Consider the following 25,035-nt stretch of genomic DNA (forward strand, 5'->3'; position numbering starts at 1 on the left):
CTCCAGGGAACCACTACGAAAGGCATGCGCTTCAGAAGAACAGCGTGAGCACACCAGCGGTCACCGCGCCCAGCGTGGCGTAGCCGGAAATCTGATGGGCGGTGGAGAGGTCCGTCTCCGACAGCCGGCCGAAGCGGTCCGTGGCCATGATGCCGAGGATGACTTGCGCCACCATGCCGGCGGTGGCGAGCGCCATGAACAGCTTGTGGACGGTGATGGTGTCCCACCGGAACTCCTTCTCGAAGGGCTCCGGCGCCAACACGCCCAGCAGGCCCACGGTGGCGAACAGCGCCGAGGTGCCAATGGCGAGCCCGCGGTGCAGGCCGAGCAGGTTGCGATCATCCCCGCCCCCGCGGAACGAGTCGTTGAACTGGAGCTGCCCCACCACCGTGGTCCCCACCAGGCCCGCGGCCATGGCGAAGCCCAGGCCCTGGTGCAGCTTCAGCATGGTGCGGCGCCGGCCGATGCGCTTCTCCAGCTCCGGATCCACCTGCGCGGCGGCCGCGGCCTCCGCGGGCTCCAGCAGGTCGAAGTCCATCGGATCCACGTCCCCACCCGCCGGCGTCTCCCCGGGCTTCTGCACCGTGGGCGCGTCATCCGAGGGCGACAGCGGCCTGGCGGGCTCCACCTGCATCGTGGGCTGGACGGGCTGCACCTCTGGCGAGTCCGCGCGCTTCGAGTCCACCGCGGGCTTCGCCTTCTTCCTGCTGGAAGTGGCCTTCTTCTTCGCGGGCTTGCGCTTCGACGAGGCCTTCTTGGTCGTCTTGCCCTTGGACTTCGAGGAGGACTTCACCACCCGGGACTTCTTCGCGGGCTCGGTCTGGCCTTGCTGGGCCCAGGCGGCGTGGGGGGCGGCAATCAGTGACAGGGCGACGAAGAAGGCAGCAAAGCGGGTCATCAGGGTTTTCCGTGTAGACGCAAAGCAGACTGCCGGGTCAGGGCCGGTCATCCAAGGTCGAGTCCTCCGCCACACCATGTCCAACCCACCCTCTCCGAGGACGTCGCGCACGCTACCGCGTTCCGGAATTTCCGGAAACGCGCTGCGTCGTACGGTACCGCCCTGAGCCCCGCGGTCCGGCATCATTTTCCGCGGCCCCTGTCCTGACGGCGTTCGCTTCTCGGGGACGCGGCGGCTGACGGTAGCGTCCGGTGGGGCGAACCGGGAGGTGTCTGAAGGTCACGACCCTGTGTCGTGCAACGGCCAGGGGCGGCAGGCGGTTTTCACCGCCGCCGGCGTCCCGGAGCCCGGAGACAGACGGCGCTCCCCGCTCGCGCCCACAGCGGGACGCGAGGGCCGGCGTCTGTCGAATCTCGCCCGTGGGCCGCCACCCGGGAAAGGGGCGGCCCCGGCGGCCTCACGCCTCACGCGGGGGTGGTGGCGGGGACTTCCGTGCGCGGCGCGTTGCCGTGGGTCAGCTCCAGGCCGAGCGCGTGGGGATCGAAATACGCATAGAAGCGACGGATGGAATCACCATCCCACTCGATGATGGACACGCCTTCATAGGCCACCGCCGCGCCGTTGTGGGCGGTGCCCTGCGTCTCCCACTCGAGCGCGACGCGCGAGCCGGCTTCAATCATGTTCCGGAAGGTGGACTTCACCCGCTGGAGGGTGCCCTTGTACTCGCGCCAGAACTTCCGGGCCCCCTCCTTGCCGGAGAAGACCTGCGGCGAGGCCACGTTGCTCACCTGGGCGTCGTCACTGAACAGGGCGATGAGCGGCTCCAGGTCGCCGCTCTCCTCCAGCTTCGTCAGTGCCTCCACGAACCGCTGTGCTCGCTCCATCGCCATGCGCTGCCTCGCTCCTCGTGAAAGAGTCCCTGATGAGAGGGTGCGCATGGACCGGACGCGTGGCCCCTCGGGGAACCCGGCCCCTCGCTCCCCGGACGGTCGCGCCAGGGCCCGCGACACGGCCCGGTGGTAGCATCCCCGGTCGCCACGCCATGACCTCCACCCACGTCCGGCCTCCTTCCGTCGCGGATGATTCCCCTGGGGAGTCCCTGGGGGCCTTGCCGGCACCGTCCTCGCTGACCGAGCTGCGTGCGGCCCTGAGCTCGCCCGGCGTCATCCCCGCGGAGGTGGACGCGCTCCTCGCAGCCATTGCCCAGCCCCCTGAAGGGGAGGAGGCGCTGCGAGCAAGGGCGGACTTCCTGCTGTCCCTGATGTCGCTGCCCGGAGACGCCAGCGTGCTGACGGGGAGCGCGGGCACCACGGTGCGCACCGCGGCGGTGGAGGCCCTGCTGGAGCTGGGCTACCCGTATGCGCTGGAGGTGCCCCCGGACGCGCTGGAGCGGGCCCGGCGCGAGCGGGGAAGCCGGCGCAAGAAGGGGCGCGGCCGGACCATCAACGTGCCCACCTCCGCGCTCGTCGTCACCGTCATCACCGTGCAGTTGCAGCTCCTGCTGCTGTGGATGTTCGGCTTCGTCTCATTCAGCCAGGTGAACCTGCTCACCCTGCCAGCACTGCTCGGCCTCTTCGGCCCTCCGGCGCTGGCCGTCATCGGGGCCCGGAAGAACTCACCCGGCGTCCAGCTGCTCGGGGCCGTGGGCCTGGGGCTGCAGGGGCTGTTCTGGCTGATGACGGTCCTGCTCGCCACGGGGATGGGCAGGCACACGCCTCAGGTGTGGCTGGCGCTCCCCTGGTACGTGCCCCTGGTGGCCGGGTTCCTGATGCGTCCGAGGAAGCAGCCCGACGCACCGGGCACCAGCACCTCCGCGCCCCAGGACGTCTCGCCCTGAGGCGCCGCCCTCATCGCGAGGAACCGCTCCGCGACAGGGCCTGCGTCCACGCCTCCCGGTCCCAGCCATCCTTCGCGTAGGCCGCGCGCGCCGGGGCGGGCAGCGCGTCCCAGGCCGTCCGGGCTTCGAGCTCGGCGGGCAGCTGGAAGACACCGCGATGCCCCGGGTCGACCGCCTGCCGCGCCCGCTCCGCCGTCAATCCCTTCATGGAGAAGCCAGCCTCGATGCCGGCCTGGTCACCGTCCGCCCTCACCTTCGCGGAGACACCGCCTTCGAGCTCGGCCTTCTTCGTGTTCAGCGTCGCATGCACCTGGAACGCCTTGCCGATGCCCATCGCGACGCGCTGCGCTCCCTCCGAGCTGGCGCTGAGCTCCACGAGCCCCAGGTCCAGCTTGAGGGTCGCCTCCGTCTTGCCGCCCGTGTCCCGGGTCAGCTCGAGCTTCACGGGCCCCTGGCGCACGGCGACGCCGGCCTCCCCCTTGAGCTCGCGCTGTCCTCGCGCGTCGAGCGAGCCCTTCACGGACCACTGGGACGCCTCGGTTCCAGCGGCCACCTTGCCGTGAAGCCGCACCGTCCCCGCGGCCCGCTCTCCGGAGAGCTCCCGCTCACGGGCGCTGACATGCTGCAGGGTGCGGTTGAGCGACTCGGGCCGGCCGATGCCGGCCTTCCAGGCCGCCTCGAAGTCCTCGCGCGCGGGGTCCTTCCATTCGAGGCCCAGCAGGGATTCGGAGAGCTGGGCGGCGCGCGGCGGCCCGAGCGCGCCCAGCTCCCGGCGGCTCTGGGCCTGATCCACCGCGCTGGCATACCGGTCGAGGTACTCCGCGTGCGCCTTGTAGAAGCCCGCTCCCACGTCGATGGCGTGCGCATTCACCGCGTCCCGCATCGCCGGGGGCAGCCGCCGGTCGTTGACGAAGAAGTCCGGCACGGCGGGGTACCCCAGGGCGTCCACCGGGCCCGCCTCCCCCTTGCCGCGCTGGAGCACGCCCTTCGACTCGGCCTGCTCCAGGAACGCGAGCCGCGAGCCCGCATCCTGCGCCTTCACATAAGCCCCCAGCAGCCCGTCCTGCTGCAGCTTTTCCAGCGCCGCCCGATATGCCCCGGGCGACAGCGCTCCGAGCGCCCCGTGCACCGCTCTCACATCCTCCGCGCTGACCGTCCAGTCCGTCAGGCTGCGTGTGAGGTGGGAGCGGATGCCCTCGAGGACGCCCTGGGGCACCTCGGCCGGGGCCGGCTGGCGCAGCGGGCCGCCCAGCAGCGCCAGCTCGCCCGCGGACAGGGACGGGCCCGATTCCGAGGGCGTGGGTGAAGGGGCCCGCGCATCGGCGCGGCGCGCGGACGGTCCATCGAAGGCGCGCACCTCGTTGGACTTGCGCGTCGCGGGTGAGGGGGTGCGGGGCTCCGCGGCTTTGGGTGCCGCCGGCGGAGGCCCGGACGCCGGGTCGGCTTCGATGGGGAGAGAGGGACTGCCGGACGAATCGATACGTGGCATGAGGCGCGCTCCGGAAGGGAACGGCCTGGGGGGATGCAGCCCGCGCACCAGGGCCATTCCGACGGGAGCACACCGCGCCGGCCACGCGCGAAGTCGCCCGCGGCGGACGCGGCATCTCCCGGACGGGATGGACGCCCTCTCAAATGCGACGAGGACCGTGGCCTCGGCGGGCCCACGGTCCTCGCGTCACTTCACCGGCTCCTGGGAGCGCGGGCTCAGAACACGTTCAGCGCGCGGCGGTAGTACATCTCGCGGTCCGCCATGCCGTTGTAGCCACCGTTGATGCGGCGGGTGACCTCGCGGAAGTTGCCCGCGTCGGCGTAGGTGTTGAGGTTGCGCGACGACCAGTACCAGCCGGCGATGCGGAACGCGACGTCCGGGTCCTTCGCGCGGTGGGGGTTGCCCTCCAGGTCGATGCCCAGCGCCCGGCCCGCGGCACGGTAGTTGGCGCGGCCCGTGAGCTGGATGGGGCCACGACCCTTGTAGCGCACGCCATCGCCCGGCTGGGTGTTGCCCAGGTCCCGGCGGCCCTCGTAGGCGGCGCCGGAGGCAATCTCCTCCATGTAGCGGAGCTGGCCGCTCTCATGGGCGAGCTGCGCCAGGAAGGCCGCCTTGCGCTTGGGCGTGGTGATGTTCGCCTCGGCCATGGCCTGGTTCAGGTAGGGCAGGTACTGCTCCGCCTTCGCCTGCGACAGGTTGGGCATCACCGCGCGGAGCTGCTGCACCGTGACACCGGCGGAGCCACCGGTGGGCGGCTTCGGCCCGTCCACGCCGCCCACGGGGGGCTGGTTCGGCGTAGGCCGCGTCGGAGAGGCCCCACCGCCCCCCGGAATGGTGAGCCGCTGGCCCACGTAGATGAGGTTCGGGTTGGCGATGTTGTTGGCCTGCGCCAGCGCGCCCACCGTGGTGCCATACCGGCCCGCGATGCCGCTCAGCGTGTCGCCCGACTTCACCGTGTAGGAGCCGCCGCCCGACGAGGGCCGGCCAGGCGCCGCGCCGCCAGCGCCCGGGATGGTGAGCCGCTGCCCCGCGTAGATGAGGTTCGGGTTGGCGATGTTGTTGGCCTTCGCCAGCGCGCTCACCGTGGTGCCATACCGGCCCGCGATGCCGCTCAATGTGTCACCCGACTTCACCGTGTAGGAGCCGCCCGAGCTGCGCGGCGCGTCGAACCCATCCGGGATGCGGAGCGTCTGGCCCGCGTAGATGCGGTCCGGGTTGGAGATGCCGTTGGTCTTCGCCAGGGACGAGACAGAGGTGTTGAAGCGCTTCGCCAGGGCGCTGAGGGTGTCTCCACTGCGAACGGAGTAGGTCGTCACGGGGGGAAGACTCCTGAAAACGGAGAGCAGACGTGCCCACATTTTCGTAACGATTGAGAGGAAGTTTCCCCGTCAGCCCCGTTATTTATGGATACACTTATCCGAAACCACTGAAATCACGTAATTGTGACACGACGGGTGGGTCGTCACAGACTCGTGACTTCATCCTCCGAGCAGCCAGGATGTCGCACCCCCGCGGCGGCGCTTGTGTGACTCCGAGGGTTCCGTTACCTCGGGGGCCATGTCCGCTGAATCCGTTCTCCCGGCCCCTCGGCCCCGTCTCACGCAGCGCCCGGGTTTCTGGGCGGGTGTCGCCGTCACGGCGCTCGGCATCGCGACCGTGTCCGGCGTCACGCTGCTGCGTGCCCGGGGCGCCTCGCAGGCCCAGTCTCAGCAGGGCCCCCTGCCGCAGCTGGGGGCGCTGCCGGACTTCTCCTTCACCCGGCATGACGGGCAGCCCTTCGGCAGCGCCCAGCTCCGGGGCCGGCCCTACGTGGCCAACTTCATCTTCACGCGCTGCCCCACCATCTGCCCGGAGTTCACGCGGAAGATGGTGGGCGTGCAGAAGGCCACGGCGTCGTTCGGCGCCGGGCTCCAGCTGGTGTCGTTCTCCGTGGATCCGAAGTACGACACCCCGGAGCGGCTCGCCGAGTATGGCGAGCGCCACGGCGCGGACTTCTCCCGCTGGAGCTTCCTCACCGGCGACTACGAGCAGCTCAAGGAGACCATCGTCCAGGGCTTCAAGGTGAGCATGGGCCGCGAGCCCGGCGCGCCGGAGGATGATCTGCTCTCCATCTTCCACGGGACGCACTTCGTGCTCGTGGACGACGCCGGGCAGATTCGCGGCTACTACGACAGCGCGGACAGCGACTCCACCGAGCGCCTCATCCACGACACCCGGCGCCTGGCCCAGACGGGGCACTGAGGCGTCGCGCGCAGGCCGCCTCGGCGTGGGGTGGCCGCTGCCCCGCAAAGCCGAAGGGCCGGTCCCGGATGTTCTCGGGAGACCGGCCCTCGGGCTTACCACCAGGTCGCGCCAGGGTGGCGCGGCGCCTCACTCCACGAAGCGGGCGTGGTTCTGCGCGATGATGTTCTGGAAGTTCTGCAGGCCCAGCGGGTTCTCCGCGAACGCGCCGACCTTGTCCGCCGCCGTCTTCACGGACGTGGCGATGTTGGTGATGTCCTCCACCTTGGGGGCAATCTTGGACAGGAAGCCCAGGCTGCCCAGCGTGCCCTCGCCCAGGAACGCCGAGGCGCCCTGCTTCACCAGGTTCTCGGCGGTGGGGCCCAGGAACTTGCCCACCAGGGGCAGCTTGCCGACCTTCTCACCGATGAACTTCGCGATGGGGTCCACCAGCGAGCTCAGGGGCTTCTGGAGGAACTCCATGGCCTTGCCGCCGATGTTCGCGATGCCGCCAGCAATCTTGCTGACCGTGCTCGCCACTTTGCCAATCGTGTTCTTGATTGCGTTGATCGGGCCGCCCATGGTCGTGCTCCTCGAATTCTTAATCTGGTGGAAAGCTGGGATTTGTTCCGGAAGGAAAACTCGAGAGGATTCTCGGGAGCGGAGGGGAATTGTTTCCTCGCCGATTTCCGTTGGATTTTTTCCTCCGGCACCTCCCTGGGGGACGAGGGATTACGAGCGGTTGCCGCCGCTGGTCCCCTTCTTGAGCTGATCCATCAGCTCCTGGCGGGCCGCCGGATCTTGCGGACCACTGGGAACCGCCCCCACGGGCGCGTTGAGGGACGGCTTGCCGGCGGTGGACGCCTTGTCCTGGGTGAACCTGGAGGCCTCGAAGTCGGGCGGTGAGCCGGGCAGCTCCCCCTTCATGCCCTTGATGAGGATGTTGGCGGCCTCCTCGGTGGAGAGCGGGTTGAAGCCGTTGCGGCGCAGCTCCTCGTCCGGGATGACGGCGACCTCGGCTTCCTTGTCCTTGTCCTGGGCGTACTTGAGGACCAGCTCCACGTAGTCCTCGAGCTTCATGCTCACGGCCTCGGCGATCTTCTTCGTCTCCGGGTCCTTGAGCAGCTCGGCGCGAACGACCTCGATGGGTCGCTTCAGCCCGCGCTTCGGCTTTCCAGCGTTGTCCTGGGACATGTCTTGCTCCGAGAAGAAAATGGGACAGTGCGCCGGACTCTAGCCCAGTTTCCCTGCTTCACACATTCCCGCCCACCTTGGAATGGGAGCGGGGGCCGCTTCACGGCCGTGCGCTCGTGACTACCTTTGGGCGGCAGCGAGCACAGCCGCAAGGAGACGAGGCGCGCCATGGCGATTTCCAAGCGAGGGCTGGTGGACAAGGTCAAGGAGGCGGCCGTCGAGGCCGGCACGCGCGGAGCGAAGGTCCTCCTGGGCACCGCGGTGGTGACGGCCCGCGGAGTGGCCTCCCTTCAGTCGAAGATTCGGGGCGCTTCGGCGCGGAGCCGCACCACGCCGGCGGCCGAGGCGCGGCGCACCGCCAAGGCGGCCCGCGGGGTCATCGAGAGTGGCAAGCCCACCCCGGCGCCAACGCGCCGGCGGGCGCCCTCCGCGAAGGCGGCCTCCACGGTGGGCGCGAACAGGCAGGGGGGACGCAAGGCCGTCCCGGGACAGACCGCGGCCGCCAAGCGCAGCACGACGAAGGCGGCGCGCGCCGTGAAGGCGAAGCGCGGACAGAAGCACCGGCACTGAGGCGGGCTCGACAGGCCGTACCCGGATGGGCAACCGGCGCCGGAAGCACATGCTCAACGGAGGCCGCCGGACCTGTGTCCCCGGGCCGCGGCCTGCCTCGGATGTGGACCTTCGAGCCTGTCGTCCCCGGCCGTGGCCAGCCTCAGCGGACCGCGTTCCTCGACACCGCCTGGGTGCGCGAGGTGGCGCCGCCCACCGGCTTCGCCTTCGGGGCGATGCGCGTCACCGTGCCCGGACGCCGCGCGGCTGCCGCTTCGCGGGCCTGCTCCTCGGCGGCCCGAGCCTCGGCGGCCTTCAACGCGAGCTGCTCGGCCTGCTGCGCCCAGCGGCGCTTCAGCAGGTCGCGCAGCCCGTCCTTCTGCAGGTCCACCTGGGCCCGGTGCAGGCGGTAGTGCAGGTCCTCCCGCAGCGTGCCCCGCGCCAGCGCCGCGTCCGCCGCGCCGGAGACGCCCAGCACCAGCTTCGGCCGCTCCTCCTGCGTCTGCAGGCACCGCAGCAGCAGGAACTGCGCGTCCCGCCCCAGCTTCGCCACGTCCGCGATGAACACCACCCCGTTGGGCTGCCGGAGCGCCTGCGGAAGCTCCTCCGCGCGCCGCACCTCCACCAGCTCCACGTCGAAGTTGCGCGCGGCCTCCTGCGCCCAGCAGCGCCGCTCCTCCTCCGTGCCGCCATGGATGAGCAGCGAGGAACGATTACAGACGAGCTCCACTTCGCGATAACCCTTCGGTGTCACTGGCGGCCCCCCTGCGTCTGGAAAAGCGTTTCTTCCGGATTCTAATGCCTTCCAGGGTCCTGACTTCAACGGCACACGTGCCCCGCCGGGCGCGTATGGCCGGAGGCCACCTGCAATTCCTTTCATGTGATGACAGGTGCCCCCGCCGGCGGTGAAACATCCCGTCTCAGGCGGAGGGCACCACCATGACGGGCCGGCGGCAGCGGGCCACCAGCTCGTGGGCCACCTCGCCCTCCAGCGCGTCCCGCAGCCGCGAGGGCTCCAGCGACGTACCCACGCACACCAGGTCCACGCCCTCGCGCTCGGTGGCCTGGCAGATGGCCAGCGTCACGTCCTCTCCAGTGACGCCCTCCACGCTCCAGCGGACCGTCTGCGCGCTCTCGTCGCGCGGCACCAGCTCCCACAGCCGCTGGAGCACCTGGTCGCGCTCGCGCGCGGGCTCGGGCAGCACGCCATAATGGTCCACGAAGCCGCGGTCCTCCAGGCGGCGGCGGTGGACGTGCAGCAGGTGGACGCGTCCCCCCGGCCCCACCAGCGTGCGCGCCTGCAGAACCGCCCGCGCGCTGGCCTCGGAGAAGTCCACCGGCACCAGCACGCTGCGCGGCGCGTGCCCCGGCTTGCGCGCCTGCACCATGGGCGGCACGCACACCACCGACTGCGCCGCGTGCCGCAGCACGCCCGCGGACACCGAGCCGTGCCACAGCCGCTTCACCCCGCTGCGCTGGTGCGTGCCCACCACCATCAGGTCCACGCCGCGCGTGTGCGCCACGTGCATCAGGTGGTCCGCCGGCCGGCCGAAGCCGGGCTCCAGCACCACCTCCACGCGGCCCTCGCCCAGCAAGTCTCCCACCTGTTCGCGCACCTCGCGCTGCAGCACGCGCTCCACCACCGGGTCCAACGCCTCCATGTCCTGGAGCCCCGGCTCCAGCAGCTCCACGTGGACGGGGCTGTGGATGCCCAGCCGCTCGCGCTCGTCCATGGGCGAGCACACATAGGTGGCCAGCACGTCGCACGGCCCCACCCGGCGCAGCTCGCGCAGGAAGGACACCGCCGCGCCAGTGGTGGACGAGCCCGGGTGCACCCCCACCAGCACCAGCAGCCGCCTCCGTCCCCGCGCCCAGTCGGTCAGCGCGGTGTCGCTGCGCACGGCCAGCACCGGGGCGCAGCCATAGCGGGACAGGCGCTCCGGCACCCGGGCCCGCCGCCACGCCGAGGTGCGCCAGCCGGAGGCGGCCACCACAATCCACCGCGCGCGCCGGCACTCCTCGTCACTCAGCACCTCGTCGGCGGACGCGCCCGCCTGCAGCCGGTAGCGCACCACCCGCGCGAGCGGCTCCAGCCGTGCGGCCTCCGCCTCCAGGTGCTGCTGGGTGAGGGACAGCGCGCCCGTGCCTTCCTCGAGGAAGGCGTCGCCCTCCGCGACGCCCAGCAGGAGCAGCGGCTCCTGGAGCCGCCCCGCCACGGCCGCCGCCACGTGGGCCGCCGCCAGGGACTCCGGGGACAGGTTGGTGACGCAGACGATGGCCATGGCTGCCCTCCAGGTTCGGGAATCCCTTCCCCCTGCAGGAACAGATGGCCATGGTGACGCCAGGAAGCGGGCACCTGCGCCACGCTGGCTTGGTCCAGGGCCCGCCTCACGACGCGCATGGCCGCTCGCGCGGCACGGGACTGCCCCAGCGCCGGCCCGCCCGCACGCCGGCCCGCGGGCTAGGGCGCCCGCTTCGGCGCCTTGTGCCCGTCGTCGTTGGTGTGGTCCTGCTCCTCGCCCGAGCCGCCCCGGTCATCGCTCTTGCCGAAGGTGGCGAGGAACACCTTGTCCCCGTTGCTGGTGTAGCGGTACGCCCGCCCCCACGGGTCCAGCGGCAGGGACGGCAGGTACGCGGGCACCAGCAGCGCTTCGAGGTCCGCCTCTTCCGGCAGGGTGCCCTTGTCCGCCCGGTAGCGCAGCAGGGCCTCCTCGAGCACCTCGAAGTCCTGGTGGATGCGGTCGGCGTGCAGGGCCTTGGAGCCGCTCAGCGCGCCCACCAGGACGGCCACGAGCAGGCCCAGCGCGAAGACGAACCCCACCCACAGCACGGGGGAACGGCGGGACGGAGGGGGCTCTCCATCGGAGGAGGCATTCATGACCCTTCCCTATAGCCGCTTTCCGCCCGGGAGGCGCGCCCGGACTGCACGCACTCAGAGCGCGCGGTACAACGGAACGGGCTGCTGCTTGCCCTTCAGCCGCACGGGGGGCAGGTCCTCGAAGGCCGTCTCGTTGGCGTCCACCAGCTCGCGCGTGCGCTCCCCGACGAGGATTTCCCCCGGGCCCGCCAGCGCGCACAGCCGCGCGGCCACGTTCACCGCGTCACCGATGCACGTGTACTCGGCGCGCACCGTGCTGCCGATGTTGCCCGCCACCACCACGCCCGAGTTGATGCCGATGCCCAGCTCCAGCGCCAGCGGCTGGCCCTCGCGCCCGCCCGCGGCCCACTCCGCCTCCGCCTCGATGCGCAGGTCCGTCAGCGCGTCCATCATCATCTTCGCGCACTGGAGCGCACGCAGCGCGTCATCCGGGCGGGCCACCGGGGCGCCGAACACGGCCATCAGCCCGTCGCCGAGGAACTTGTCCAGCGTGCCACCGCAGGTGAGGACCGCGTCCGACATCCGCCCGAGCACCTGGTTGAGCACCCCCACCACCTGCTCTGGTGGCAGGCTCTCCGCCAGGCCGGTGAAGTTGCGGATGTCCGCGAACAGCAGCGTCACCTCGCGCTTCTCGCCGGTGAGCACCACCGCGTCCGCGCTCTTGAGGATTTCCTCCACCACGGCGTCGGACGTGTAGCGGGCGAAGAGCTTGCGCATGCGCTCCGTCTCGCCGGTGCGGCGCACCACGCTCTCGATGCGCGCGGCCAGCTCGTCCATGGACGCGGACTTGTTGACGTAGTCGTCCGCGCCGGCGCGCAGGCCCCGCACGCGCTCCGCCTCCACGTCGTTGGCGGTGAGGATGATGACGGGCACCCCGTGGCTGGGGCCCTCCTTCAGGCGGCGGCACAGCTCCACGCCGTCCAGCCCGGGCATCTCCAGGTCGCTGAGGACGATGGCGGGCTGGAGGCGGCTCATGCTCTCCAGCGCCTCGAAGGGGTCCTGGAAGCAGAGGACCTCGTAGCCCAGGGCCACCAGCCCCTCCTGCACGAAGGCGCAGGCCAGCGGGCTGTCGTCCACCACCACCACGCGGCGGCGGCCGTCGGAGGCCGGGCGCGGCAGGTCCTGGCGCCCCGCGATGCGGTTCTGCAGCCCCAGCGCCTCGTAGATCTGCTTGTAGGTGCAGTGCCCCAGCTCCACCAGGATTTCGCCCAGCTTGCGGCCGTCGCGGCGCTGGCGCGCGAGCGCCTCGTCGAGCTGCGCCAGCGTCACGTACTTGAGGCCCACCAGCAGCTCGCCCAGCGCGGGCTGCAGCGGGCTCTTGTCGTGGTGCAGCCCGAGCGCCTCGCCCAGCGCGTCCTGAATCTGCTCCCGCGTGACGTAGCCCAGGGAGATGAGGGCCTCTCCCACGCGCTGGCCGGTGAGGGCCTGCAGCGCGAGCGCCTCCTGCACCTGGCCGGGAGAGACGATGCCCAGCTTGAGCAGCAGGTCACCAAACAAGGGGCTGGAAGCACTCATGACGGACGAGCGTACCCCACGGCCCCCATATGCGGGGAGCCCGGGGCTCACGGCCGGGCGCGCGGCGCCACCACCCGCAAGTCCATCCGCCGGTTGGCCTCACGCCCCTGGGAGGTCTCATTGGACTCAATGGGCTTGTCGGGGCCGAAGCCCCAGGCCTCCAGGCGGTCCGGCGGGACACCCCGCTCCACCAGATAGTCCCGCACCGCCTCCGCGCGGGCCCGCGTCAGCTCCCGCTGCACCTCCGGCTCACCCCGGTTGTCGGTGTGGCCCTCGATGGCGATGACGCCCAGCCGCGGGTGCGCCAGCAGCACCTGGGCCACGTTGTCGAGCGCCGGCTGGGTGCGTGGCTGCAGGGTGGCCGTGCCGGGCGCGAAGGCGATGCGCTCCCGCAGCTCCAGCCGGTCCGGACGGATGATGACGAATTGCTTCTGCGCGGCGACGCAGCCCTGGTTGTCCGCCGCGCCCCGCTCGCGCGGGCAGTTGTCGCGGTGGTCCGGCACGCCGTCGCCGTCCACGTCCCGCTCCGGGCAGCCGCGCAGCGAGGGCAGGCCCTCGTCGTCGGGGCAGGCGTCCTCCTCGTCCGGCACGCCGTCCCCATCCGCGTCCCGCAGGGGGCAGCCCTCGCGCGAGGCGGGGCCGGGCTCGTCCGGGCACTTGTCCGCCGCGCCCTCCACGCCGTCGCGGTCCGGGTCGTCGACGGGACAGCCCTGCCGCTCCAGCAGGCCGGGCACCCGCGGGCAGCGGTCCTTCGCGTCCTCCACGCCGTCCTCGTCCGTGTCACGGACGGGGCAGCCCTCGCGCGAGGCGAGGCCCGCGTGGCGCGGGCACTGGTCGAGCGCGTCCTCCACGCCGTCGCCATCCGTGTCCCGCACCGGGCAGCCCCGCAGCCGCGCCAGGCCGCGCACGGTGGGGCAGGCGTCCTCCCCGTTGGGGACGCCATCACCCTCCGCGTCGAGCGCGGGGTTCCGCGCCGGTCCATGCCGACAGCCGGAAGCGGAGCCGCCGAGCACGGCGGCGAGCAGGGCCAGTCGGAGGAATGCGCGCGTCATCCGCGGAAACAGAGCGCAGGGCCCGCGGGCTGTCCAGGTGCTCAAGCCGTCAGGGGCAGCTCCACGGTGAAGGTGGAACCCTTGCCCGGCTCGCTCCAGAGGCGGATGGTGCCGCCGTGGGCCTCGACGATGCGCTTGGTAATCCAGAGCCCCAGTCCCAGCCCCTTGAAGTGCTGCACCGATGCCGAGCGCTCGAACTGCTCGAAGATGCGCTCCTGCTCCTCGGGCGCGACGCCAATGCCCTCGTCGCGCACGGACAGCCGCGCCATCCGCCCCTCCACGTCCACCGCCACCGTCACCGGCCGGCCCGCGCCGTACTTCGCCGCGTTGGTCAGCAGGTTCACCAGCACCTGCTCCAGGCGGAGGCGGTCCCACTGCCCCACCACCGGCCGGTCCAGCGCCAGCCGCACCTCGTTGCCCGCCAGCGCCAGCTCCTCGGACATGCGGTGCACCAGCTCGCGCGTCAGCGCCGCCAGGTCCACCTCCTCGCGCGTCAGCCCCAGCCGCCCCGCGCTGAGGCGCGAGACGTCCAGCAAGTCGTCGATGAGCAGCCCCAGGCGCTGGCCCGCCCGCGCGGCCCGCTCCGCGCGCTCCGCCAGCCCGTCGGAGGCCATGGCGTCGCGGGCCATGCGCGCCAGCAGGTGAATCTGGAGCTGGAGCGCGTTGAGCGGCGACTTCAGTTCGTGTCCCGCCACCGACAGCAGCTCGTCGCGCGCCTTCACCGCCTGCGTGGCCGCGCCGTACAGCCGCGCGTCCTCGATGGCCAGCGCCGCGCGCGCCGCCAGGCTCTCCAGCAGCGCGCGCTCCTCCACGGAGTACTCGCGCCCCTGCGCCTCACGCATGACGCCCAGCGTGCCCAGCACCCGGCCGCGCACGCCCAGCGGGACGACGATGACGCTGTGCGGGCCGTAGTGCTGGAGGAAGAGCCGCCCCTCCGGCACGCGCTCGTCGCGCAGGTCGTCCGCGTGCAGGCGCGGCAGGAAGAGCGTCTGGCCCGTGGCCGCCACCCGGCCCGAGAGTCCTTCGCCCACGCGCACCGGGCCGCGCAGCATGGATGCATCCAGCACCGCGCGGGCCTCCGCGTTCGGGTGGTGCACCGTCACCAGGTCCAGGTGCGTCCTGTCCTCGGAGAGGAGCTGGAGCACGCATGCGCCGCCCAGCGCCTCGGACACCTTGCGCACCAGCACCTCCAGCACCGAGGGCAGGTTGAGCCCCGCCTCCGCGATGAGCTGGCTGACCTGCACCAGCACGTGGAGCCGGGCCGCGCTGCGCCGGCTCTCCTCCTCCGCCGCGCGCGCCTTGCGGAACAGGTCCGCGTTGTCGATGGCCAGCGCCGCGCGCCCCGCCAGCTCCTCGGCCAGCGACAGGTCCGGGATGTCGAAGGGCGGTGAGGACGCAGCGCGCATGAAGGTGAGCACGCCCAGCGTGCGCTGCCGCGCCACCAGCGGCGTCAGGATGAGCGAGCCCACGCCCAGCTCGCGCGCCGCCGCGTACAGCCGGCCCGCGGCCGTGTTGGCGTCTCCGGGCTCCACCGAGGGCCGGGCCATCATCCACGGGCGGCCGGAGGCGAGCACCTCCGACAGCAGCGTGGGGCGGCCCTCCTCGGGCGCGAAGCGCAGCAGCTCCAGGCCACGCGGCGCCGCCTGGGGGTCCTCGTAGAGCACGGCCAATCGGCGCACGACACCGTCCTCGTACGAGTCCACCGCGCAGCCGTCCGCGAAGTGGCCCAGCGCCAGGCGCGCCACGCCAGCGACGGTCTCCTCCCAGTCCAGCGAGGCCGACACCAGGGCGCTCGCGTCCGCCAGCAGGCGCAGGCGCTGTCCGGCCGCCTCCGCCTGGAGCCGCGCCGAGCGCTCACGCTCGTACAGCCGGGCACGCTCCAACGCCTGACCGCACTCACGGCCCAGGCCGGTGATGGAGGCGCGCTCCAGCGCGGAGAAGCGACGGGGCTCGGGGAAGCCGAAGCACAGCGACCCGAAGGCCTGCCCCTCCACCTGGAGGGGGAGCAGCACGAGCGCGCGCACCGGTCCTGACGACACGAGCGGGGCGAGCCAGGGCAGCGTGTCCCGCACCGCGACCGCCGTCTCCAGCCAGAGAGGCTCGCCGGTCGACGGCGGACCGATGACCCTCCAGGTGCCGCTCGGAGGGCCCACCCCGCGCGATGGCAGCTGCGCATCAGGCGCCTCGCCCTGGTCGCGCGGGCCGGGCTCGAGGCGCGGCGTCGGCTGCGCGTCGAGTGCCAGGTCAGGCTCCGCCCCCGTGTCACCCTGTCCGGCTCGCGTCAGCGGGATGTCGGGTGCCAGGCCCGCGTCGCTCAGCCCCGACTGCTCGGGCTGCGATGCCGGTCGAGTGTCGACCGCGGCGCCAGGGGCGCTGGGCCCGAGCCACATCCGCGGCCAGGTCAGCTGCGCATCGGGTGCCGTGCCAGGGCCGCGCAGGCCAGCCTGCTCATGCAGTGACGCCAGCTGCGGACCAGGGCCCCCACCGACATGGCCCGTCCCGGGCAGCACCCGCAGCGGGGCCAGCTGCGCGTCGGACAGGCCCACCGCCGCCTTCAGCGCCAGCGTCCCATCCGGCTCCACCAGGTGCACCAGCCCGGCCACCGCGCCCACCGCGGGCAGGCCCTGCTCCAGCACCACGCGCGCCACCTCGTCCCGCGTGAGCGCCCGTCCAAAGGCCTCCGTCACCGCCTGGAAGCGCCGCAGCCGCAGCACCTCCGACGCCTCCGCCTCCACCCGCGCGGCCAGCACGGACTCGCGCAGCGTCTCCGCCATGCGCTCGCGCTCCAGCGCCAGGGCCGCCAGCTTCACGGAGAGGCCAAAGCGCTGGAGCGCCCCCTCGTCCGGATGCCATGCCTCACGGAAGAGCACGCCCAGCACGCCCGCCGCGCCCAGGCCGGACGCGAAGAAGAGCGGCTGCGACAGCAACGACGCCGCGCCCAGCCGGCGGCGTGCCTCCGGCTCCGACGCCAGCAGCGCGTCTCGCGACAGGTCCGCCACCACGGACGGCTGGCGCGGCTCACCCGGCGCGGGCGCCCGCTCCAGCAGCCGCTGCGCGCACACGGCCGCCGCCTCGACGTCGACGCCCTCCGTGGTGAGCGTGCGCCAGTCTCCCGAGCCTCCCCACCAGCAGATGAAGGCCCCCGAGGCCCCCAGCGTCGCCTGCGCCTGACAAAGCAATTCCTCCAGCACCGCCACCACGGGCGGCGCTGTCGACAGCCGCTCCAGGGCCCGCGACATGCGGTCCCCCGCGGCGCCCATGACTCTTTCGGGCACCTTCATGCCCCACTCCCCCCGGCAGGGGCACACAGCCGCCCTGCCTCGAAGCTTCATTCTCCCATGTCCTGCGAAGCATGGAAACCGCGCAGAACCTGTCCCAAGGTACGGGGTTTCCCGAAGGGCCTCAGTGCTCGAAGACGCGGAAGACGGCGAAGAAGATTTCGAGGACGATGAGCAGGACGATGACGGCTTCCAGCGTATGGGAGCGGTCGATGTCCACGTCGCCCTTGAGCAGGCCATACGTCTGAGCCAGCAGCTGGTGCTTGCGGGTGACGGAGGCCTGCCAGGCGGGGATGCGCATGCGGCGCACCGCGCTCTCGTAGACCTTGGCCAGGTAGAAGTCGCCGATGATTTTGAGGCTGTTCTCCACGCGCTCGATGAACTCGTTGAGGTCCACCAGCGTGGAGAGCGTCTGCCGCGCCAGGGAGCGATAGGGGCTGCGGAACAGCGTGGCCCAGCCATGCCGCGCGGCCTGCACCTTCTCGTGGATGCGGGTGATGTGCGCGTCCAGCCGCTCGTCGTAGTAGCGGAACTCCAGCAGCTGCGCGTTGGCAATCTCCAGCAGGTCGGGAATGTCTCGCGAGCCGGAGGGCTCGTAGACGAAGGCGCTGTTCCAGTCGATGACGACCAGGTCGTGGATGGTGTAGCTGAAGCGGGACTGGAGCACGGATTCACTCTCACGCGGCGACAGCGGCACCGTGCCGCTCTCCCCCAGCAGCAGCGGGGCCAGGTCCGCCTGCTTCAGCAGCTCCTCCGCGGTGGGGTGGCCGCGAATCTCCTCCGCGAAGATGACGGTGTAGCTCTCGTTCTGCTCCCACAGGTGGGGCGCCTGCGCGGCGGGGGCGATGGTGCGGCGCACGCCCTCCACCAGCTCCAGGGCCAGGTCCTCCAGCGCCTGACTGTCATAGAGCTCGTCCGCCATGCGCGTGAGCTCTTCCAGGGACGTCCCCGGGACGATGGGCACACGGAGGATGATGGACGCGGCGCCATGGTCGAACAGACGCGCGGTGGCATCCACTGTCACGGGCCCGTTACGCAATGCCAGAGGCCGGCGGCCCAGCTCATAGGCCAGCGGTGGATTGGGGAGCTGGAGGTACTGACTGTTCTCCCGTGAGAGTTTGAGCCGGCGGGAGTCCTCGGTGAGCACGCGGCGCGCGCGCTCCAGGTCCACCTCCTCCGCGATGTCGAAGGTGCGGTAGCAGAGGACGTACGCCTTGTCGAAGAGGAGCGGAGCGGCAGCGTCCATGGTGCGAGCAGGCTAACCCGCGGCCATGACAATCACCGGCCTTCCCCTCTGGCATGCGCGACAGTCGTCATTCCCCGGCGCGCGGCCGTGCCACAGTGGACGGCCCGCGGGGAGGCGCAGCTGTCTTCCGGGGGAGGCCGGACGCTCAGGGGCCGCGGTGGCGCGCCGGGGGCGGCGTCAGCTCCGTGCGCACGTCCCACAGCTCGGGGAAGAAGCGCAGGTCCAACGCCTTGCGCAGGAAGCCCACACCCGACGAGCCGCCCGTGCCCTGCTTGAAGCCGATGATGCGCATCACCGTCATCATGTGGCGGTAGCGCCAGAGCTGGAAGCGCTCCTCGGTGTCCACCAGCTTCTCGCACATCTCATACGCATCCCAGTGCGCCTCCGTGTCCTGGTAGATGCGGCGGAACACCTCCACCACCTCCGGGCTCTTCTCGTAGGGCTTGCGCCAGTCGCGCTGCACGTGGCTCTGCGGCACCGGGTGTCCCATGCGCGACAGGTGGCGCAGGAACTCGTCATACAGGCTGGGGGATTCGAACAGCCGCTCCAGCTCGCCGTGGATGGCGGGGACGTGGCGGAAGGGCGTCAGCGCCTGGGGGTCCTTGTTGCCCAGGAGGAACTCCAATGCCCGGTACTGGAAGCTCTGGAAGCCGGACGCACTGCCCAGCGTGTCTCGGAACTCCAGGTACTCGTTGGGCGTGAGCGTCTCCAACACGCTCCACTGTTCGAAGAGCATCCGCTGGATGTGCGCCACGCGCGCGAAAATCTTGAATGACGGCTCCAGCCGGTCCGCCTGCACGTAACGGATGCAGGCGCCCAGCTCGTGGATGAGCAGCTTCATCCACAGCTCGCTCGTCTGATGCTGGATGATGAACAGCAACTCGTCGTGGTGCGGCGGCTGTGAGCGCGCCACCTGGGCCGACAAGAGCCGGTCGAGCTGCAGATAATCACCGTACGTGGTCCTTCCGGCCAGGTCGGTGATGATTCCAGGCTCCAAATCGCGTGTGTTCATGGGCCCGGGCATTCATGCTCGTGCAAGCCCCCACGGGCAAGTCTCTCCCGCGTGGGCGGACCCCGAATCCTCTCTCAGCAACAGAGCGGAATGACGGGGGCGCGGTCACTCTCTGCCCGGGCCGGGGCAGCGTGCCGCTGGCTAGCCTGCGTGCCCAGCCTGAGCGGCCGCCGCCAGCGCCTTCGACGCGGCGCGTCCGCGCGGCAGCTTGATGTCTTCCACGGAGTCCGGGTCGGCGTAGTCCTTCCAGGCGCTCGGGCGACGGTTGGTCTTCTCCAGCATGCGGAGCTTCTGGTAGTGGGCCGCGCAGTAGCCCTTGGTGCGGCTGGGCTTGCCGCAGCCGATGATGGCGCAGGCGCGCCCGCCGTCAGCACCCGCCGCCGCCGGCTTGCGGCCACGGCGCTTGCCAGCGGCCGCGGGGGCCGCCGTCACCGAGCTGCGAGCCGCGGCAGGGCGGCCCGGGCCACGCCGGCCCGCCTTGGCGGCCGCCGGAAGCTGGGCGCCGAACAGGGGTCCCACGACCTCGGCCAGGGGCGCCAGACGCTCGGCCACGTTGCGGAGCGCGTCCAGATCCGCCGTGCCCTCCTCCAGCCGCGCGACCACGTCACGCAGCGGCTTGAGCTGGACCTCGATTTCGTTGCGGATCATGTCGCGAAACGCTTTATCCACGGACATTCGTTGAATCCTCACCTGGGGAACGACAAGGGTAATGCAGTACTAAGGGGGGGCTGATGCTCGATGCTTGTGATGCTGCCTATACCCATACCTTCCAAAAAAGGTTTTGTCTAAAGGAAGAGATAAAAGTTGTGACTGAGCAACGGACCCCTCGCCCCGTTGTCGCAGGTCTCACCTGTTTCCCGGCGCCGCCGCAGGCCTAACCGTCCCAGGAGAGAGACTCCTGGAGGGGGGCTCCCGCCACATAGGACACCTGAGGACGCGTGAGCAGTTCCGCCCCTGTGGCCGATAAATCGCGACGCAGGTCGTCCAACGTCAGGGAATCCAGGGCAGTCACGAGCTGGGGCAGCAGCGCATTCTCCTCTTCTTGGAAATGAGCCACCACCTGGTCTTCCAGTGTCAACAGACGGGCCTGCCACTCGGGGTGGCCCGGCGGCAGCTCTTCCAGCTCATCCATCAACTCTCGCATGGTGAGATGGTCTTCGGTCTGTTCACGGCAGCGCTCGCGGCCCACCACCCGCGCCAGCACCGGATAGAGGCAGCGCTCCTCGAGGCGCGAGTGGAACCGCAGCAAAGCCAGCAGCTCCGCGGCGTGCTCCCGCAACGCCTCGGGCTCCACGCCAGACGCCAGGCGCTCGAAACGCTCCTCCAGCTCCCGGTGCTGGTCGATGAGGCTGTCGAACGGGCTGCCCATACACCAACGTTCGGCATGCACCGGCAAGCAGACAACCTGAGTATGCCTGCAAGCTGGCATTAATCAAACTCCTACCAATGCACCGTCGCGGGGCCTTCCGGCCCTGTGTGCCTGGCCGCCCGCCAGCCGGGAGGCGGGAATGGCCTGTCCGGGAGGGCTCGCATCCCCATGTTTTTCCACCATGGGAGCCCCGCTCGCCAGCCTGCGCCGGGCCGTGTTCCGCCTCGCCGAGCAGGGCGCGGCGCTGTCCGTCCTGTACCACCGGGCCCGGCTGCCTGGCATCGAGCACCTGCCATTGAAAGGCCCGGCGCTGCTGGTGGGCAATCATGGCGTCTGGGGTTACGAGGCGCCTGCCTTCTCTCAGCTGATCCACCAGTGCACCGGCCGTCATCCGTTGGGCCTGGCGGAGCGAGGCTTCTTCCGCATTCCGTTGATCCACACGGCGTTGCCGTGGCTGGGCGGCGTGGAGGGGGACGCGGGGGAGCGCGCTGGCGGCGCTGCGGGCTGGAGCGCGGGGCGTCTGTTATCCCGGGGGTGCGTGGGAGACCTTCAAACGCAGCCAGGACCGCTACCGGCTGCGCTGGGAGCGGGCGCCAGGCTTCGCGCGGCGCGTGGCCCGCACGGGGGGCGGGTGGTGCCCTTCGCCGGCCTGGGAGTGGACGACACCTCCCGGTGGCCGCCAGCGTCCGGCGGCTGGCGAGGCACCGACAGGCCCGAGGCCCCTCCACCCCGGCCGAGGGGACACGCGAGCCTCCCGCCCGTCCCGGACGTGGACGACCTCCCACCCCTGCCGTGGAACCGGGCGGTGCTGGACCACGCGGCGGCGCTGCCGCCAGGGTGCTTCGCGCTGCCGGGCTCGTCCTACGGCGGCCTGCTGTCCCTGGCCCACCCGGAGCGGGTGAAGGCGCTGGTGCGGATGGCCCCCGTGGCCAGCGTGCACCGCATCCGCGGGCGGGCCCCGGCGCTGTCCACCCTGGTGCGCGCGCCCCGGCCCCTGGCCTCCCTGCTGGTCCCCACCGTGGCGCGGGTGCTGGGCGGCCACCACCTGCCTCCGGAAGGCCGCGCGGAAACCGTGCGCGAGGCCCGGCGCCCGTCGCCCTTCGGGTTGCTGCGCCGCCTGCGCGACGTGCTGGCCGCGGACGACCTGCTCCGGCTCCACGCGCTCCAGGTGCCCACGCGCGTCATCCCGGGTGGCAGGGACCTGCTGGTGCCGCCCCGCACCGCCCGGGACGAGGTGGCCCCCTCCCGCGGCGCCCGCCACCTGCCCTCCATGAGCCCACCCCGAGGCCATCAACGTGCTCGCCGGGGATTTCCTCCGGCAACCCCTGGACTGACCCGCCATGACCGCCGACACCGCCCACCTGTCCCGCGCCGCGCTGCTGTTCCTGGCCCGCAAGCCCGCCTTCGAGGATGTCGCCACCCGCCTGCGTCCCTTCCGCCGGCTGGCCTCGCGCTTCATCGCCGGGGAAACGCTGGAAGAGGCCGTGGACGCCGTGAAGGCGCTGGGGGCCCGGGGGCTGATGGCCTCGTTCGACCACCTCAACGAGGCCGTCCGGACGCCCGAGGAGACGCGGGCCGAGGTGCGCGAGTACCAGCGGCTGCTGGCCCGCATCGACGCGGTGGGCGTGCCCGCCAACGTGTCGCTGAAGCTCACCCAGTGCGGGCTGCTGTTCGATGAAGTCCTGGCCCTGGAGAACGCGCGCACCGTGGTGGCCGAGGCGGCGGCGCGTGGCTCGTTCGTGCGTGTGGACATGGAGGACAGCTCGGTGACGCAGGTGACGTTGGACATCGTCCGCCAGCTCCGCGCCGAGTTCGGCGAGCCCCACGTCGGCGCCGTATTGCAAAGCGCCCTGCGGCGCACGGAGCAGGACGCGAAGGACTTGTGTGCCCAGCGCATCCGCATCCGTCTGTGCAAGGGCGCCTATCTGGAGAAGCCCGACGTGGCCTTTCCAGACAAGCGCGACGTGGACGCCAGCTTCATCCGCTGCATGCGGGTGCTCCTCGACAGCGGCATGTATCACGGCATCGCCACGCACGATGAGCGGATGATTGAAGCGACACTGGAGCACGCGGAGCGCCGGGGCCTGCCGCGCGGCGCGTTCGAGTTCCAGATGCTCTACGGCATCCGGAGGGACCTGCAGGAGCGACTCGTCAGGGCGGGTCATCCGGTGCGCATCTACGTGCCCTACGGGCGGCACTGGTACCCGTACTTCATGCGCCGGCTGGCCGAGCGCCCCGCCAATCTGGGGTTCCTGCTGCGCAACCTGGTACGTGGGTAGGCCCCGGGTGCGCGCGGCCCCGCGGGCGGTGCGGGCCCGCCCCCAGCCACCCCGCACGTGAAACACGCGGATGAAACACCAGACCCGCGCCCCAAGCCCGGCCCGCGTCGCCGCGACCCAACACCAGCCGTGAATGCCGGCACGCAAGGACAGTCATCCCGTGCCACCTCACACGCGGTGCCTGACGGCCCGCCGCTCCATTGACTGCTCAGACCGCCGGTCCCGCACCGGCCCTGTGTGTCGAACGCCGCGCCCCGCCATGGCCTTGCGTGGAGACGGTGGGGGGCCCGGCGCCTCCGGGAGAAGACGGGCGAGGGCCCGCGGCCCGCGCCCTGGCACCGCGGCGGCGTCCCTAGCTTTGCGGCATGCCGCCCATCGAAGACCACGCGCTCATCGGAGACACCCATAGCGCCGCGCTGGTGGCGAGGGATGGCACCATCGACTGGCTGTGCTGGCCGCGCTTCGACTCGGACGCCTGCTTCGCGGCGCTGCTGGGCGACGGGGCGCACGGCTTCTGGCGCATCGCCCCCGCTGTGCCCGTGCGCCGCGTCCACCGCCGCTACGTGAGCGACACCCTCGTCCTCGAGACGGAGTTCCACACCGACACCGGCGCCGTGCGCGTGTGCGACTTCATGCCGGTGCGCGAGGACACGCCGAGGCTGGTCCGCATCGTCGAAGGTGTTTCCGGGCACGTGCCGCTCCACATGGTCTTCGCCCCCTGCTTCGGCTACGGCGACCGGACGCCCTGGGCGCGGCTCGTCCTCGGCGGCGTCAGCACCAAGGCGGGCCCGGATGCGCTCTACCTGGCCACTGACCTGCTCCTGCGCCTGGAGCACAGCCACGTGTGCGCGGACTTCCACCTCGCGGCGCATCAGCGCCGGAGCTTCGTCCTGTCCTGGCACCCCTCCCACCTGCCGCCTCCCCGGCTACCGCAGGAGCCGGTCCTCATGCGCAAGGACACGCAGCAGTGGTGGCGCGCCTGGGCGGGCCGCTGCATCCATGAGAGTCCGTGGCGCGAGCAGGTGATGCGCTCGCTCATCACCCTCAAGGCGCTCACCTATTCCCCCACGGGGGGACTGGTCGCCGCGCCCACCACGTCCCTGCCGGAGCGGCTGGGCGGCGTGCGCAACTGGGACTACCGCTACTGCTGGCTGCGCGATGCCACGCTCACCCTGCTGACGCTGCTGGACGCGGGCTATACCCAGGAGGCCCTCGCCTGGCGCGACTGGTTGTTGCGCGCCGTGGCAGGCGAGCCCGACGAGCTGCAAATCCTGTATGGCGTGGCCGGCGAGCGCCGCGTCACGGAGCTGGAGCTGCCATGGCTGCCGGGCTACTCGGGCTCGCGTCCCGTGCGCATCGGCAACGCCGCGGTGAGCCAGCTCCAGCTGGACGTCTTCGGTGAGATTGCCGACTGCCTCTACCATTCGCTCCGCCATGGCGTGCGCTCGGACGACGAGGCGTGGGACGTGAGCGTCCACCTGCTGAGCTTCGTGGAGGACCACTGGCACGAGCCCGACGAGGGCATCTGGGAGGTGCGCGGCGGGCGCCAGCAGTTCACCCACTCCAAGGTGATGGCGTGGGTGGCCATGGACCGGATGGTGAAGATGGCCCAGATGCGCGGCATGCACGGCGCGCAGGTGGAGCACTGGATGGCGTTGCGTGAGCAGATGCATGCGGAAGTCTGCGCGCGAGGGTATGACGCGCGCCGCAACACCTTCACCCAGGCCTTCGGCAGCCAGGCGCTCGACGCCAGCCTGCTGATGATTCCCCTGGTGGGCTTCCTGCCGCCCGAGGATCCGCGCGCACGCGGCACCGTGGAGGCCATCCAGCGCGAGCTCTGCTACGAGGGGCTGGTCCGCCGCTACCACACGCACGAGACGCAGGACGGCCTTCCTCCGGGGGAAGGCGTGTTCCTGGCCTGCAGCTTCTGGCTGGCGGATGCGCTGACGCTGATGGGCCGCAGGCACGAGGCGCGCGAGCTCTTCGAGCACCTGCTGAGCCTGTGCAATGACGTGGGCCTGCTGGCCGAGGAGTACGACCCGACGACCCACAGGATGGTGGGCAACTTCCCCCAGGCCTTCAGCCAGCTGGCGCTGGTGGGCACCGCGCTGAACCTGTCGCGCGAGGGCGGCCCCGGACAGCAGCGGAGCCACTGACGCGGGCCCTTCCCGCCGGGCGCGGAGCACCCGGCCCCGGTACGCGGTGGGAGCACGCCCACC

The 25,035-nt window shown here is 71.4% G+C and carries 21 protein-coding genes; 5 read left to right on the top strand and 16 right to left on the bottom strand.

All coding sequences use genetic code 11. The features are described 5' to 3' along the window. Positions 1-31: 31 nt before the first annotated feature. Together VZL07_RS13835 and VZL07_RS13840 are read right to left on the bottom strand one after the other, a co-directional pair. Positions 32-898, bottom strand: a complete 867-nt coding sequence (locus VZL07_RS13835) for a hypothetical protein (RefSeq protein WP_426755988.1) — start codon at positions 896-898, stop codon at positions 32-34. A gap of 464 nt (positions 899-1,362) precedes the next feature. Continuing rightward, complete coding sequence (locus VZL07_RS13840; protein ID WP_426755989.1) at positions 1,363-1,788, bottom strand: nuclear transport factor 2 family protein; 426 nt, start codon at positions 1,786-1,788, stop codon at positions 1,363-1,365. 218 nt (positions 1,789-2,006) lie between these two features. Between VZL07_RS13840 and VZL07_RS13845 the strand changes: the two genes are divergently transcribed. Continuing rightward, positions 2,007-2,735, top strand: coding sequence for a hypothetical protein (locus VZL07_RS13845; RefSeq protein WP_426755990.1), 729 nt, complete (start codon positions 2,007-2,009; stop codon positions 2,733-2,735). Between the two features lie 10 nt (positions 2,736-2,745). On the opposite strand, the gene VZL07_RS13850 is transcribed toward VZL07_RS13845, so the two are convergent. Together VZL07_RS13850 and VZL07_RS13855 are read right to left on the bottom strand one after the other, a co-directional pair. Beyond that, on the bottom strand, positions 2,746-4,224 hold the full coding sequence (locus tag VZL07_RS13850) for a hypothetical protein (protein ID WP_426755991.1): 1,479 nt from the start codon (positions 4,222-4,224) through the stop codon (positions 2,746-2,748). Between the two features lie 215 nt (positions 4,225-4,439). Then, complete coding sequence (locus VZL07_RS13855) at positions 4,440-5,540, bottom strand: LysM peptidoglycan-binding domain-containing protein (RefSeq protein WP_426755992.1); 1,101 nt, start codon at positions 5,538-5,540, stop codon at positions 4,440-4,442. 241 nt (positions 5,541-5,781) lie between these two features. On the opposite strand from VZL07_RS13855, the gene VZL07_RS13860 reads away from it, so the two are divergent. Continuing rightward, positions 5,782-6,465 carry an SCO family protein gene (locus tag VZL07_RS13860; RefSeq protein ID WP_426755993.1) on the top strand — a complete coding sequence of 228 codons (684 nt, stop codon included), beginning with the start codon at positions 5,782-5,784 and terminating at the stop codon, positions 6,463-6,465. Between the two features lie 129 nt (positions 6,466-6,594). On the opposite strand, the gene VZL07_RS13865 is transcribed toward VZL07_RS13860, so the two are convergent. Further along, positions 6,595-7,026, bottom strand: a complete 432-nt coding sequence (locus VZL07_RS13865; RefSeq protein WP_426755994.1) for a hypothetical protein — start codon at positions 7,024-7,026, stop codon at positions 6,595-6,597. A gap of 150 nt (positions 7,027-7,176) precedes the next feature. Then, positions 7,177-7,638: a hypothetical protein gene (locus tag VZL07_RS13870; RefSeq protein ID WP_426755995.1), complete on the bottom strand. Its 462-nt coding sequence runs from the start codon at positions 7,636-7,638 to the stop codon at positions 7,177-7,179. 168 nt (positions 7,639-7,806) lie between these two features. On the opposite strand from VZL07_RS13870, the gene VZL07_RS13875 reads away from it, so the two are divergent. Beyond that, positions 7,807-8,208: a hypothetical protein gene (locus tag VZL07_RS13875; protein ID WP_426755996.1), complete on the top strand. Its 402-nt coding sequence runs from the start codon at positions 7,807-7,809 to the stop codon at positions 8,206-8,208. 142 nt (positions 8,209-8,350) lie between these two features. On the opposite strand, the gene VZL07_RS13880 is transcribed toward VZL07_RS13875, so the two are convergent. The 10 genes from VZL07_RS13880 to VZL07_RS13925 form a co-directional block, all read right to left on the bottom strand. Next, positions 8,351-8,941 (bottom strand): Fis family transcriptional regulator, encoded by a 591-nt coding sequence (locus VZL07_RS13880; RefSeq protein WP_426755997.1) that lies wholly within the window; start codon positions 8,939-8,941, stop codon positions 8,351-8,353. A gap of 166 nt (positions 8,942-9,107) precedes the next feature. Next, the gene (locus tag VZL07_RS13885) at positions 9,108-10,469 is read right to left on the bottom strand and encodes a universal stress protein (RefSeq protein ID WP_426755998.1); all 1,362 of its coding nucleotides are present in this window, start codon (positions 10,467-10,469) and stop codon (positions 9,108-9,110) included. Positions 10,470-10,648: 179 nt separating this feature from the next. Beyond that, on the bottom strand, positions 10,649-11,065 hold the full coding sequence (locus VZL07_RS13890; protein WP_426755999.1) for a type II secretion system protein GspG: 417 nt from the start codon (positions 11,063-11,065) through the stop codon (positions 10,649-10,651). A gap of 54 nt (positions 11,066-11,119) precedes the next feature. Next, positions 11,120-12,580 (bottom strand): adenylate/guanylate cyclase domain-containing protein, encoded by a 1,461-nt coding sequence (locus VZL07_RS13895; RefSeq protein WP_426756000.1) that lies wholly within the window; start codon positions 12,578-12,580, stop codon positions 11,120-11,122. A 47-nt stretch (positions 12,581-12,627) separates the two neighbouring features. After that, positions 12,628-13,632, bottom strand: a complete 1,005-nt coding sequence (locus VZL07_RS13900) for an OmpA family protein (protein ID WP_426756001.1) — start codon at positions 13,630-13,632, stop codon at positions 12,628-12,630. Positions 13,633-13,673: 41 nt separating this feature from the next. Beyond that, positions 13,674-16,913 (bottom strand): GAF domain-containing protein, encoded by a 3,240-nt coding sequence (locus VZL07_RS13905; protein WP_426756002.1) that lies wholly within the window; start codon positions 16,911-16,913, stop codon positions 13,674-13,676. Between the two features lie 121 nt (positions 16,914-17,034). After that, positions 17,035-18,156, bottom strand: coding sequence for a hypothetical protein (locus VZL07_RS13910; RefSeq protein ID WP_426756003.1), 1,122 nt, complete (start codon positions 18,154-18,156; stop codon positions 17,035-17,037). 145 nt (positions 18,157-18,301) lie between these two features. After that, positions 18,302-19,180 carry a tryptophan 2,3-dioxygenase gene (locus tag VZL07_RS13915; RefSeq protein WP_426756004.1) on the bottom strand — a complete coding sequence of 293 codons (879 nt, stop codon included), beginning with the start codon at positions 19,178-19,180 and terminating at the stop codon, positions 18,302-18,304. A gap of 129 nt (positions 19,181-19,309) precedes the next feature. Further along, positions 19,310-19,843: a cell wall protein gene (locus VZL07_RS13920; protein ID WP_426756005.1), complete on the bottom strand. Its 534-nt coding sequence runs from the start codon at positions 19,841-19,843 to the stop codon at positions 19,310-19,312. 199 nt (positions 19,844-20,042) lie between these two features. Continuing rightward, positions 20,043-20,537 carry a hemerythrin domain-containing protein gene (locus VZL07_RS13925; RefSeq protein WP_426756006.1) on the bottom strand — a complete coding sequence of 165 codons (495 nt, stop codon included), beginning with the start codon at positions 20,535-20,537 and terminating at the stop codon, positions 20,043-20,045. A gap of 1,340 nt (positions 20,538-21,877) precedes the next feature. On the opposite strand from VZL07_RS13925, the gene VZL07_RS13930 reads away from it, so the two are divergent. Beyond that, positions 21,878-22,816 carry a proline dehydrogenase family protein gene (locus tag VZL07_RS13930; protein WP_426756007.1) on the top strand — a complete coding sequence of 313 codons (939 nt, stop codon included), beginning with the start codon at positions 21,878-21,880 and terminating at the stop codon, positions 22,814-22,816. Between the two features lie 365 nt (positions 22,817-23,181). Further along, positions 23,182-24,972 carry a glycoside hydrolase family 15 protein gene (locus tag VZL07_RS13935; protein ID WP_426756008.1) on the top strand — a complete coding sequence of 597 codons (1,791 nt, stop codon included), beginning with the start codon at positions 23,182-23,184 and terminating at the stop codon, positions 24,970-24,972. Positions 24,973-25,035 lie beyond the last annotated feature (63 nt).

It is taken from the genome of Pseudomyxococcus flavus (assembly GCF_050038885.1).
Taxonomy (GTDB): domain Bacteria; phylum Myxococcota; class Myxococcia; order Myxococcales; family Myxococcaceae; genus Myxococcus; species Myxococcus flavus.